We start from the raw sequence: 12653 nt of genomic DNA, 5'->3' as shown, positions 1-12653 counted from the left end.
AGAACTCAGAATTCAGTAGTCACAAGAAGTTCACTTATATACTAGCTACAAATCATTATTCCCTATTCTCTACTTCCCACTCTTTCTGTTTTTTCTGATAAAAGCAAATAAACTCAGTAAACTGCTCCACTAGTTTAGGATTGCGCCAACCAGAATCAGCTTCTTTTAGCATCACTGAAAGTGCTTCTTCCGTGGTCAGGGCTTCTTTGTAAGGTCGTTCGCTAGTTAGAGCATCGTAAATATCAATTAACTGAAATATTTGCGCCAGATATGGGATATCATCCCCTTTAAGTCGATCGGGGTAGCCTGAACCATCCCAGCGTTCGTGGTGATGCCGAATAATGGGAATTACACCGCGCATACTGCGTAGTGGCTGGCAAATTTTTTCTCCAATCAAAACGTGCTGCCGCATAATCTGCCAATCTTCGGGGGTGAGTTGGCCTTTTTTCAGCAGCACCGCATCAGGAATACCCACCTTGCCGATATCGTGGAGATAACCCCCCCACATCAAATCTCGAATTTGATAGCGTGAGAGATTGAGGTATTCACCAAAAGCTTGTCCCAGTTTTACTAGTCGTTCACAATGACCACCTGTATTGGGATCGCGGCTTTCAATGGACATGGCAATGGAAAACAGCACTTGTTCGGCATGATCTAAGTCTTCGTTGAGACGCTTTTGCCGCACCAATGACTTGACACGCGCCGCCAGTTCTACACGGTCAAAAGGTTTGGTGAGAAAATCATCTCCGCCGACTTCAATTCCTCGAATGCGCGATCGCCGATCATTTAATGCTGTAATAAAAATTACTGGTATTAGTCTGGTTTGCTCATCTTGTTTAAGCAATTGACAGACTTCAAATCCATCCATTCCCGGCATCATCACATCCAGCAAAATCAAATCTGGCTGTTTTTGGGTTACTAATCCCACAACAATCGAACCACTATCTGCCTCAATCACTTCGTATCCTTCCATCCCCAAAAGGGCAACAGCAGTCATACGACTGGCTGCATGGTCGTCAACGACTAAAACCTTTGGTGGATCTAAATCAAACCCATTCACTTTAGAACCTTTGGCTTGTAGTGTTTTAGAGACCAATGAGTCTTGATTAGAATTAACATCACTTTTCATCCAAGAAGACACTGCTTGGTTATCTTCAAGCATCAAGTCTTCTTGAGATAAGCCTAAAGAATAACCCTCTAGATTTTGCGAGCCTATGGCATGATTTGAACCGATACTTTTCACTGCGCTTAGGGGGTTTGACCCATCAACAATTTCTTCTGTAAAGCCTCTATGGTTGGATTCCCATTGAATCACAAAGGCGCTCCAATTATTTCCACAAGTTAACAGTGTCAGATTTCAAAACAAATTTAGTATTCGACTGTATTTGATTTACGGTTTCCATAGGGATTATTATGATGTCAAGCTGCCAATCTGGGTTTTTCACCGTATGTATTTTTTATGTTACGAATAAAGAGTCTCTTGTTGTCAAATTTTTTGCTTCTCATTCCAGTATCATAAATTACTACAAATGTTAAATCAGGCTTTTTACGGAGATTTTTTTACGTAATAGCGGCATAAAAGCCTGTAACTCCAAGCTTTGTATCAAAATCTCCAGTTTGTAGTTGGCAGTATTAATGGTAATCATTAGGTATATACGTTTTTACTTACTCAGTTATAGCAGTAGTTAAATACTGTTAACAAACATGTAATATTGGCTACTTATTTTATAGTTTAAATTATTTGGCTCAAAAAAACTCGTTTCCTGAGTATTAGAAAACGAAATCAGAATTTTTATTTTATTTGGAAGTCCCTAAAGGCTGTAGTTGGGTCACTCAACAGCCCGTCGTAGCAAAAAGTCAGAGATCAGGCTTCCTTAGATATGTTAGGGCAGCTCTCTTCGACGTAGGAGCGTCACTTTTCAAGACAGACCACTAGTTCCGATAAAAAAATCCCTGCCTTGCGTTGCCGATAGCCACCTTTTGCGCCAACCAGAGGTAGGTTCGAGGGAAGAAGCTTGTTGCTCTTGTTGTCGCCGCCTGAGTATAACTTCACTGGAATCGCTCAATTCAAAATCGCGGTAGGGAATGGCAGCACGAGTTAGTAAGTGTTCCTTCTCGGCTTGTGAGAGAGGAGAAGAGGAAGCGCAGAGGGGAAATTTCTCTCCCCTGCTCCCCTGCTCCCCTGCTCCCCATCCTCTTATATTTGCTGCCACAGTACCGGGCGATCGCCTGCCCACAGGTGGCGTAGAACCGATAGCCAAACCAGCAGACAAAAGTGCTGTGCGTACAGCAGCAGCACAAGAATAGGTGGCTAATAAACCATCTTGATGTAAACACAATGACAGCTGTTTAATAAATTCAACAGTCCATAATTGGGGACACTGTGGTGGTGAAAACGGATCGAGAAAAATTGCATCAGCCGAAAAATCCGACTCACCTACCAGGGCGATGGTCTTTCTAGCATCGCCAATCAATAGCTCCGCTTTCAAGGAAGCTGTTTGCACTTGATTCTCAAAAGCTAGCTGGGACAAAATTTCAATGTAATTGCAGTTCCAATTGTCAAACAAATGATGAGCGATCGCAGCTTGTGGTACTGCTGAATTCAGTTCTAAACCGATTATTTCAATCTTACAACTCGGATTCACTGCCCAAATTGTCTGCAAAGCAGCGGCAGTGTTATATCCCAAACCATAACAAACATCCAACAGCCGCAAAACTGGTTTTTGCGCTGCTGTAGTCAGTTGAGTCGGTTCCACAAACTTGAAAAAACTTTCCTGCTTAGCACCATAATGGCTGTGAAAGGATTCACCAAACTCTTGAGAAACAAAAGTGAAGGAACCATCTGCTGTGACCTTAGGTGTAAAATTTTCTAAGTCTGGCATTTTGTAAATAAATTTGTCATTAGTCATTAGTCATTGGTCATTAGCAAATTACCAATGCCCCATGCCCCATACCCCATGCTCTATGACCAATATCCAATTTGTTGTTTCCCCAGTTTGGCTGTTTGAACATCTAGAAGACCCCCAAATAGTCATTGTAGATTGTCGCTTTTCTCTGGCCGAACCACAACTAGGACAACAACAGTATCAAAAAAGTCATATTTTGGGGTCATATTATTTAGATTTGAATCAGGATCTTTCTAGTCCAGTGGGTAAGCATGGCGGGAGACATCCTTTACCTAAGCCTAATGATATCGCTAACAAATTTGCAGCGATCGGGGTCAATTACCAAAAAACTCTGGTTGTAGCTTATGATGATTCCCGCTTTGCTTTTGCATCTCGTTTATGGTGGCTGTTGCGCTATCTAGGACATGAACGAGTAGCTGTACTCGATGGAGGTTTTGCTGGATGGCAAAAAGCTGGGTATCCTGTTACGGATGTTATTCCTCCCCTCTGCATGGCGACATTTGTACCTGAAGTGCAAACAGAAAAAGTTGTAGATATTACAGCAGTGAAAAGCCGCAAAGATATACCAGATGTAGTGTTGGTAGATTCCAGAGAAAGCGATCGCTACCGAGGTGAACGAGAACCAATTGATAAAATTGCCGGACATATTCCTGGTGCGGTTAACTATCCTTGGCAAGAAGTTACAGATTCTTCAGGTTACCTACTCCCCCAAACAGAACAACGCCGTCGCTGGGAGAACCTAGAAACAGCCGAAGAAATCTTAGTTTATTGTGGCTCTGGCGTTACCGCTTGTGTGAATTTACTTTCTCTAGAATTAGCCGACATCAGCAAAGGTAAACTTTATGCTGGTAGCTGGAGTGATTGGATTTCTTATTTATAGTTAGGAGTTAGGAGTCAGGAGTTAGCAGTTTTAATTCTTAACTCCTCACTCCTAACTCTTAACTCTTAACTCTCCTCACTTTTTTCAAAACCGACCTAATTGCAAATTATAATTAATACTGAAGAACCAGCCATCAAAATCTATGTTTTCGGCGGTTGAACTACCCAAAGTTACCCCAGTCTGAACATTCATGCTGCTGGAACTGGATATTAGGTAATTTAAGTGGGCGAATAGCCGATGAAATTGGTCTTCTCGATCGCGCTGTGTAAAGTCAGAGAAGTTCACTTGGTAGTCAATACCAACTTGGAGAGGCTTTTGCAAGTAGTAGTTTAGAGATAACCAAAAAGAATTAATGATGCGACTGCGACTTTGGGGGTCGGCAAAGTTTAGGCTCAATTCGTAGAAGCTATCTAGCATTAATCTTGAGGTTAAGGGATCTCGCCGTCCGAAAGACAGTTGCAGGGAATTTTCGTTTAAAAAGCGATCGCCTGCTTTGAAGCTATTGGGGCGATCGCTGTTGTTGGCATAAAATAACTGCTGATTGCTGAAACTGATTTCTCCGTACATTCGCCGCGATAACTGTTGGTAAAGACCCAGATTAAATCTGATCTGGTTGTAATGGTATTGCGACTGATCTAGATAACGAATGATATTGCCATCAATTGAACCGTTTAAATAAGTTTTAGATCCTACAGGTAAATAGGCAGAAGCTAGTGTCAGTCCAGAAATAATTAAACCATCTTCTGTTGGATTATTTTTTGAGGAAAAAATGTTGGTCGTTTGGAAGTAACCTACACGACCTTGTAGATAGCCGACGGGTTTAAATGTAGACACAGGTTGCGGTAAGAGTGGCTGTTGTTCTAGAGGCTTTAACCGCACGCGTAACCCCAATTCGCGATCGCTTTCATACTCAGACGGCTGTTTTGGCTGTTGCAGCAGGGTTCTTAGCCTCTCTAACCTTTGAGAACGATTTATCTCAGGTGGATTCAACAGTTGCTCTGTTGAGTCTGGAGGAGATGTAGGTAAATTACTTGGCTGCGATTCTAGCTGTGGCGGGTCATTTTGTTTTTGAGTATCCCCAGGTTCTGGATCTGATGTTGGTTCTGCTTGTGTAATTTCTGGTGTTTGTTGTGCCAAATATAACTTTATTGGGAAGTCCAGACTCTGCAATTCACTGGACTGCTTGCACAAAGAGCTAATCGCTCGTTGCTCGAACTCCTGACATGGCTGAACGCTTACCTGCGTACTTGTTAAAGATGTAATTTTTGATGCCAAATCATGATTTGGAGATTCTGTTGCATTTACTCTGATGCAACCCCAGCTTCTACAACTGGAGACTAAAAAAATCCAAAAAAACAAATTTTTACAGTTCTTGAGTCGCATCTGTTAGATCGCGTTGAGCGCGTTTAGCGAATGTAAACCTAGAAGCTCGATCATAAATTCCGACTCCAAAAATACAATTGAGTGTATGTAGTTCACCTTTTTAGGTATATACTGATATCTACAAACTGAACTTACTCTTTTTCGGATTCCTTACCACATTGTTTTGCCAGAATTATCTGCCCTGATACAAGGTTCTCTTAATTATTCTTAAATAAATAGGTAGGAATAAACAAAGCAACATTACAAAATGTAAACATAACTGAAACTGTTGCCCATGAAAAATTACGAATCATGCCTATAAAAAATTAATTTTCATTGTGCTGAGGTAACTTAACGCTCTTCTATCACCTTGAAACTTATAGTTTGTACAAATCATCTACTGTAGTATTTACAGTAATGGTCAGCAAATTTGATGCTAATACAAACTCTCTTAACTCAAAGAAAGTCTAGCAGAGAATTTTGGAGACTTCATCGTACTACTTTCATAAGAGTAATAGAAGAACGCCAGTAAAATACAACTAGCAATTAACCTCATAACAGACATCCAAAACTTTTTGTTGGCTGAGGAAATCATAAAGGATTATCTGCTAAGACGATATCTGAAAGTTGATTGTCGTATTCAACACCTGTATATCCCCCAAAATCAGGGTTTACAAAGTTTAGTTTGAGATATTTTTCCCTTTTTGAAGATGTGTTGGCGGGAAGATACTGAAATATTGAATACTTGAAAAGATATCCTCTAAACCATTGTTTATTGAATTATTGATATTGTTCGTCGGTTTTGAAACCTCCTCTAGACTTCATTTCATAAAACGGGAATGTGAGACTAAAAACTTAAACAAACTAAATACATACTTATTAGTTGTTTATTTTGTCTATCAAGTTTAGACTCAAATGCAGATAATATTGACATCAAAAAGCTCGGTATAACAATCAGCAGCAGCTTCAATATTCAGCGTATTTGGTATTAGTTGAAGTTTACAAGTTATGAAACTATGGCATTCCGCTTTGATTTTTGAACTTATTTACGTGGTGGGCGCAGCGCAAGCGCGATAGGTAGGGAGGAGCCAGTACGGTTTTTTTGGTTCGCAAAATGAGCAGCTAGCTAAGTCAAGTGGCGTTGGGGAGTAGGGAATAGGAAATCAGCCTTTTGGAGTTGTACGAAGTTTTTTCAAAAATCAAATAGGAGTTCTATATGTTTAATAAATCTTTACCACTTTTAGTAATTAGTTTATGGGGAATTGTCGTCTTACCTTTGCCAGATCGGGTAAGTGCCGTCACTCCTCTAACACGAGCCGAGATTCAGAATCTCCGTAACTTAGTACAACTAATACCCAGAAACAAACTTAAGAAACGTCCTGCACAAAAATCAGATGCAATGATTCCTGGGGATGGGTTGTCAACTGGTCGAGCTTCCCTAGCAGATTTGCGGTTTAACGACGGCTCATTGGCAAGAGTTGGGGAACAGGCTATGTTTCAATTTTTACCCAAGACTCGCAGCTTTAGACTATCAAACGGAACTGCGTTACTACTTATACCACCTGGAAGGGGACAAACACGTATACAAACGCCGAGTGCAGCAGCGGCAATTCGTGGTTCAGCATTATTTGTACGGTACGATCAACAAACGGATACCACGATTGTGGGTGCCCTGACAAATAGCGGCATTGAAGTTTCTAACAAGGAAGCTTCTCAAACCCAGGTGCTGCAAGCAGGACAGCTGATGGTTATAGTTAAAGGCAAATTTCAGGGTTTATACGATTTTGATCTGAGAAATTTTTATGAAACGAGCGATCTAGTTCGGGGACTGGATTTAAATAGGCAAAATATGACACCTAATCCTGACCCAGCGATCGCCAGCGTTCAAGCTGAAACTGCTGCGGCCTTACAAACACAGTCCCCAGTAACAGGCCAGGGAGTAGTTGAAAACCCTTCTTTCTTGGAGTTAACTAGTAGTCCTTCAAATTCTGCAACCAAAGACGCTGTTACAAATGATTCCTCAGGAAGTACCGTAACAGATGACTCTCCAGTAAACTCCTTTGAGGAAACAGGACAAATCTTAACAAACACTGTTCGGGGTACTACAGAGAGTAATAATAACACCAATGTTCAGAGTAATAACGTTCCTGTTGATTCCAGCGGAACCACAGCCAGACCTCAAAATCCCTCAGTCCAGCCAACACCTGGGAATGGAACGGGAACCCCAACTGACAACACAGGTGGTGGAACGGGAACCCCAACTGACAACACAGGTGGTGGAACGGGAACCCCAACTGACAACACAGGTGGTGGAACGGGAAATCCAACTGACAACATAGGTGGTGGGACGGGAACCCCAACTGACAACACAGGTGGTGGGACGGGAAACCCAACTGACAACATAGGTGGTGGGACGGGAAACCCAACTGACAACACAGGTGGTGGGACGGGAAATCCAACTGACAACACAGGTGGTGGGACGGGAAATCCAACTGACAACACAGGTGGTGGGACGGGAAACCCAACTGACAACACAGGTGGTGGGACGGGAAATCCAACTACAGACCCCGGAACTAGTCCGGAGACAACCTGAGCCTGCTTTCTTTGCTGGGACTGTCAGAAGTCAACAATATATTGTAAATTTAGCTTCTCCAGCGCAATAGGAGCATAGATTTATACCTGATACCAGAGGCAGAACTATCATAAATATTAAGTACTGCCTCTACAATTATCAAAGCAAAAAGTAATATTCCCTACGACCAGAGAGCGTCTGCTAACGCTAGATTAAATCAAGGGTAAGACTTACACAGGGCATAGCGGATATCCTTATATAGTTCAATGACATTTTGTGTGTAAGTTCTCAGGAACTAACTTGTTGCTAGAGAGATATAAAAATTTATGACTTTTGATTACGACTTGTTTGTAATTGGTGCGGGTTCTGGAGGCTTGGCAGCTTCTAAGCGTGCGGCTAGCTACGGGGCAAAAGTGGCGATCGCCGAATATGATTTAGTTGGCGGAACTTGTGTCATTCGCGGTTGTGTTCCTAAAAAACTCATGGTTTATGGCTCTCACTTTCCTGCACTCTTCACTGACGCCGCAGGCTATGGCTGGAAAGTGGGTAATGCAGAATTGAACTGGGAACATTTCATTACATCTATAGATAAAGAAGTTCGCCGACTGTCGCAAGTACATATCAGCTTTTTAGAAAAAGCCGGAGTAGAACTAATTCCCGGTCGCGCCGCATTGGTAGATCCTCACACAGTAGAACTTGATGGACGCAAAATTACAGCAGACAAAATTTTAATTGCTGTTGGTGGGCGTCCTATGAAACCAGATTTACCAGGAATGGAATATGGTATCACCTCTAACGAAATCTTTCATCTCAAAGAACAACCAAAACACATTGCCATTATTGGCGCTGGTTATATTGGCACAGAATTCGCCTGTATTATGCGCGGTTTAGGTTCTGAAGTAACGCAAATTATCAGAGGCGAAAAGATTTTGAAGGGGTTTGATGAGGACATCCGCACAGATATTCAAGAAGGTATGAAGCAGCATGGAATTCAGGTAATTAATAATAATGTGGTAGAAAGAGTTGAACGCGTGCCAGAAGGGGTGAAACTGACTTTATCAGGAGAAAATCAAGAACCAGTAATTGCTGATGTGTTTTTAATAGCCACTGGTCGGACTCCAAATGTAGATGGACTAGGTTTAGAAAATGCTGGGGTTAATTTTGTCCCCAGTTCTATAGAAGGACCAGGATACACCAGCACAAATGCGATCGCAGTCAATGAATATAGTCAAACCAGTCAAGCGAATATCTTTGCTGTTGGTGATGTCACCGACCGAATTAATTTAACTCCCGTAGCAGTTGGTGAAGGTCGTGCCTTTGCTGATAGCGAATTCGGCAATAATCGCCGAGCCTTCAATTATCAAAATGTGCCCACAGCCGTATTTTCTACCCCAGAAGCCTCAACAGTAGGCTGGACAGAAGCCGAAGCTAGGGAGAAACTCGGCGACGAGGCCGTAAAAATTTATCGCGCTCGCTTCCGCTCTATGTACCACAGTTTGACTGGTAAGCAAGAGAAGACAATGATGAAATTAGTAATTGATACTAACACCGATAAAGTGCTAGGCGCTCACATGGTGGGTGAACATGCAGCTGAAATCATTCAAGGTGTAGCGATCGCTGTCAACATGGGCGCAACCAAAAAAGACTTTGACGCTACTGTTGCCATACATCCCTCGGTAGCTGAAGAATTTGTCACAATGCGATAACTTAGGTCATTAGTCCTTTGTCTTTGGTAAATGACCAATGACTAAGGACGACCCCAATGGGAAAACTCCGATGCCTACACAGTATATTTACTTACACGGTTTTGCTTCCAGTCCCAAATCTGCCAAAGCACAGTACATAGGCGATCGCTTTACCGAAATTCACACAGAACTGAAAATTCCCGATTTGAACGCTGGGGATTTTTCCCACTTGACAATCACCCGTCAAATCGCTCAAGTTGCAGCAGAACTTCCGAAAGATTCTACACCAGTAACGCTTATCGGCTCAAGTTTGGGTAGTTTGACTGCCGCCCACCTAGCACAGCAACATTTACAAATACAACGTTTAGTCTTGCTAGCGCCAGCTTTTGGGTTTTTATCCCATTGGTTAGTGAAATTAACAGATGAGGAAATACACCGTTGGCAGCAAGAAAAATATCTCATGGTGTACCACTATGGGGAAGGGCGATCGCTTCCCTTAAGTTATGATTTTGTCACAGATGCCGCTCGATACCAAGAGAAGCTTTTGCAACGTCCCATCCCCACGCTAATTTTGCATGGAAAAAACGATGAAGTTATCCCTATAGAAGCAAGTCGTGACTTTCAGCTATCGCGTCCTTGGGTGGAGTTAGTCGAACTAGACAGCGACCACGCCTTGGGTAATGTTATGGAAGAAATTTGGCAAGCAATTTGCCTCTTCTGCCAGTTACCTTGAAGTTGTAAAATATTAAACTTACACCTAACCTAATATTTTTCAGTAAGTACTACTTAATTCGTAGATCCAAAAACGCTATATTCACTCATCTAGGACTAGCCCTTTCAAGGTGACTTGAAAAATCTCTTTTTTTTTCTCTGTGTTCTCTGTGCCTCTGCTGTTTAAAAGTAATTTATCTAACCACAAAGACGCAGAGGACACAGAGGTAAGAGGTTAAAGAGGAATTTTTTGAACAAAATTTTTACCCACCTTGAAAGGGCTAGTCCTGTCATCGTCAAAAATGATTGGGTGAAATTAAGATTTTTGTGAACGGTATTGATTTAAAATCCAAAATCTAAAATCCAAAATCTAAAATCGATATGCTTCCCTTCATCCGACCAGATTTAGCACAATTTACCGCCTACAAACCCCACCCCAGTAGTGATACAGGCGCATCTGTCCCGACACAGTTTGATCGCCTCGATACAAATGAAAGCCCTGATGATTTACCACCTCAGTTAAAAGAAAAGTTAGCCTGGACATATCAGCAAGTAATTGAAACAAATCGTTATCCTGATGGCGGACATGAAACACTCAAGAATGCGATCGCCGAGTATGTTAATGAGTCAGCTCACCTTCCATCATCTTTATTTACTGCTACTAACATTTCTGTGGGCAATGGTTCAGATGAACTAATCCGTTCTTTATTAATCGCCACTTGTCTAGGGGGAGAAGGTTCAATTCTCGTTGCCAACCCCACTTTCTCAATGTACGGAATTTTGGCACAAACTTTGGGCATTCCTGTAGTGGCGGTGGGTAGAAATGCAATCAATTTTGAAATTGACTTAAAAGCTGCACAATCTGCCATCGAACAAACTCAAAATCCTCCCATTCGGGTAGTTTTCGTAGTGCATCCCAATTCGCCAACTGCCAATAGCTTAACTGCGGCAGAGTTGCTATGGTTAAAAAGTTTGCCACAGCATATTTTGGTAGTGATTGATGAAGCTTACTTTGAATTTAGCCAAACTAGTCTAGTGGGTGAATTACCACATCACCCTAATTGGGTGATTTTACGCACTTTTTCTAAAGCTTTTCGATTGGCGTCTCTTCGCGTTGGCTATTGCGTTGCTCAGAAAGAAGCGATCGCTATTTTAGAAAAAATCCGCTTACCCTACAATCTTCCCAGTTTTTCCATAGCAGCAGCCTTGATTGCTTTACAAAACCGTAAACTCCTACTTGAGTCAATTCCCCAAATTTTGAGTGAACGAGCCAAACTCATTGAAGCTTTATCCCAGGAACCAGAACTAGAAATCGCAGTAAGTGCTGCGAATTTTATTTACCTACGTCTTAAACCAAATGGTTCAGACTCACAGGACACCACTTTAAAAAGTTTGCATCACCAACTCAGAACACTCGGCACTCTTGTACGACATATTAGCGGCGGATTGCGAATTACTGTAGGAACGAGCGACGAAAACGCCCGCACTATTAATCGAGTACAAACTGCTTTGGCCAATTTGGAATCTTAGGAATTAACTCAGTAATTAAACTTACTGTCCAATTCACTGCCCAAACGGCGTACCATTCCCACTGTTTGCGGCAGCACACCCACTAAAAGAGCAAAAGCTACATCCGGTAAAAGAGCGACTATTTCCGGTGGAAAGTATTGTTCAAATTGATCGAGAATTTTTTGAACTCGCTGCCCAGGCACTGGATTTTCTGTAATTTGTTTGATCAATCGAATCCACTGTCGCCTAATCAAGTACGCCTTCTGACGTTCTTCATTAGATTCCGGAGTTAATAAAGACAGATTACCTATCGGCAGTGCCCCTTGGCAATCAAAATCGTAGTCTCCACCCACCGCAGCCCCAGGCCCAGCAAACTCTGCATGGTAACGTTTAAACAGTATTAATCCGTTTCGCCTGCGACTATTGACGATGAAAACTTCTCCACTATGTAAACGTGTAAGGATATCCGAGCCTTGCGATTGCTCAGTTCCATCTGGCATGACAATATAGTCAAGAAAACTAGTTTCAGGGTAATAGGTTGATAGCATAGTGGGCTGATAGCGGCGATGCTGTTCGCTATCCATGTTTTTTAAACTTTCAATGAATTTGGTAGTAGTATGCACTTCAATAAGGAACTAGCTGTTATGTCAAATGAGATTTTTCAATTCTTTTATTATCAACAGTCTGGCGGTCAATTTAACAAAGATAGGAATAAATAGGCAGTGTTCAGTAGATTTAGTTATTATATTTTATGGGATACAAGTAGATTTGTCTCCAAATTATAATAGTATTTTTTAAAGTTTTTATAAAGATGAATATCTTATTTACAAAGTTATTATGAGGAGTTGATAATTTGCTAGTGGAAAGCCTATGCTCATCTCTATTATACTAATATGCATATCTATTAATAAAAAAATTAAAATATTAATTAAAACAAAAACACAAAATGTAATTTTTCAATGTTGTAAATATAATTTTACAACATTGTAGTTTTCTTAAAATTAAGAATAGTAATTTAGATAAAACTC

9 protein-coding genes are annotated in these 12653 nt (G+C 41.4%); 5 read left to right on the top strand and 4 right to left on the bottom strand.

Going from position 1 to position 12653, the window contains the following annotated elements:
* Positions 1–55: 55 nt before the first annotated feature.
* Together IQ276_RS13620 and IQ276_RS13615 are read right to left on the bottom strand one after the other, a co-directional pair.
* The gene (locus IQ276_RS13620) at positions 56–1315 is read right to left on the bottom strand and encodes a response regulator (RefSeq protein WP_190883702.1); all 1260 of its coding nucleotides are present in this window, start codon (positions 1313–1315) and stop codon (positions 56–58) included.
* Between the two features lie 604 nt (positions 1316–1919).
* Complete coding sequence (locus IQ276_RS13615; RefSeq protein WP_235116322.1) at positions 1920–2882, bottom strand: tRNA (5-methylaminomethyl-2-thiouridine)(34)-methyltransferase MnmD; 963 nt, start codon at positions 2880–2882, stop codon at positions 1920–1922.
* 82 nt (positions 2883–2964) lie between these two features.
* Between IQ276_RS13615 and IQ276_RS13610 the strand changes: the two genes are divergently transcribed.
* Positions 2965–3786 carry a sulfurtransferase gene (locus tag IQ276_RS13610; RefSeq protein ID WP_193922096.1) on the top strand — a complete coding sequence of 274 codons (822 nt, stop codon included), beginning with the start codon at positions 2965–2967 and terminating at the stop codon, positions 3784–3786.
* An 84-nt stretch (positions 3787–3870) separates the two neighbouring features.
* Here IQ276_RS13610 and IQ276_RS13605 read toward each other — a convergent pair whose 3' ends face one another.
* Entirely contained in the window at positions 3871–5169 is a 1299-nt protein-coding gene (locus tag IQ276_RS13605) for a porin family protein (RefSeq protein ID WP_193922098.1), read from the bottom strand.
* A gap of 1195 nt (positions 5170–6364) precedes the next feature.
* Here IQ276_RS13605 and IQ276_RS13600 point away from each other — a divergent pair.
* From IQ276_RS13600 to IQ276_RS13585, 4 genes are all read left to right on the top strand, one after another.
* Positions 6365–7741, top strand: a complete 1377-nt coding sequence (locus IQ276_RS13600; protein WP_235115648.1) for a FecR domain-containing protein — start codon at positions 6365–6367, stop codon at positions 7739–7741.
* 305 nt (positions 7742–8046) lie between these two features.
* The gene (gene gor, locus IQ276_RS13595; protein ID WP_193923269.1) at positions 8047–9426 is read left to right on the top strand and encodes a glutathione-disulfide reductase; all 1380 of its coding nucleotides are present in this window, start codon (positions 8047–8049) and stop codon (positions 9424–9426) included.
* 70 nt (positions 9427–9496) lie between these two features.
* The gene (locus IQ276_RS13590) at positions 9497–10138 is read left to right on the top strand and encodes a YqiA/YcfP family alpha/beta fold hydrolase (protein WP_193923279.1); all 642 of its coding nucleotides are present in this window, start codon (positions 9497–9499) and stop codon (positions 10136–10138) included.
* Between the two features lie 359 nt (positions 10139–10497).
* Positions 10498–11646, top strand: a complete 1149-nt coding sequence (locus IQ276_RS13585) for a histidinol-phosphate transaminase (RefSeq protein WP_193923277.1) — start codon at positions 10498–10500, stop codon at positions 11644–11646.
* Positions 11647–11654: 8 nt separating this feature from the next.
* Here IQ276_RS13585 and IQ276_RS13580 read toward each other — a convergent pair whose 3' ends face one another.
* Positions 11655–12209, bottom strand: a complete 555-nt coding sequence (locus IQ276_RS13580; RefSeq protein ID WP_190881770.1) for a hypothetical protein — start codon at positions 12207–12209, stop codon at positions 11655–11657.
* Positions 12210–12653 lie beyond the last annotated feature (444 nt).

Source organism: Desmonostoc muscorum LEGE 12446 (assembly GCF_015207005.2).
GTDB lineage: Bacteria > Cyanobacteriota > Cyanobacteriia > Cyanobacteriales > Nostocaceae > Nostoc > Nostoc muscorum.
Note: the sequence above shows the minus strand (reverse complement) of the source record. Positions and strands in the feature narration are given on the sequence as shown.